This is a genomic window from Athalassotoga sp., from assembly GCF_049965695.1.
GTDB lineage: Bacteria > Thermotogota > Thermotogae > Mesoaciditogales > Mesoaciditogaceae > Athalassotoga.
Window position 1 is genome coordinate 1 of sequence record NZ_JBMFWB010000075.1, and the last position, 597, is coordinate 597.

The 597-nt window shown below is 43.4% G+C and carries 1 protein-coding gene; it reads right to left on the reverse strand.

Translation table 11 applies throughout. The features are described 5' to 3' along the window. Nucleotides 1-534, reverse strand: a 534-nt coding sequence (locus tag ACP5NR_RS08810; RefSeq protein ID WP_428006375.1) for a hypothetical protein, incomplete at its 3' end; no start/stop codon positions are given. Nucleotides 535-597 lie beyond the last annotated feature (63 nt).

Sequence of the window (597 nt, forward strand, 5' to 3'; positions counted from 1 at the left end):
GGGGAGGTTGTGGTAGGCACAGCGGATCCGTTCGGCAATTGTGCGATTGTTTCGTTCCGCCTCCGGAACATGCTCATCAGTAGTTGTGTAGTTCATTGATACATTGAGCTCATCCTTGACTAGATCCATCAATGGCTTTAACTCTTGATCACACAAAATCATTTCAATGTTGTATCCGGCATTGTTGTAATGACGGAGAATTTTATCGAGACCTTCGAATAATTCGTCTGCTGTTCGATTGTCCAATGGAACATGACTGCAGAACCGAATCGACCTGTCGATCCCAGTGAGCATCGGCATTCCATTGACATATAGAATATCCATGCAGAAAGTCACATTTTTGTGCTTTTCTTTCAATTCAGGTGGAACCTCCACCAGATCTTCCTTAACACGTGGTGGTGCTTTGCGGGTTGTTTTTCCTTTCAGTGTTCCAATATCTGGACCAAAAATTTTCTCAGCCAAATCAACATCAGCTGGAGTAACTGGGCAATTCTGAATAATATTTTGCCTCAGAATATTTTTAAAATTTTCCACTGTAGGGCATCCAACAATATGGTAGAGCTTCCGCGCACGCTTCGCATCCTCGAATTGACGCTG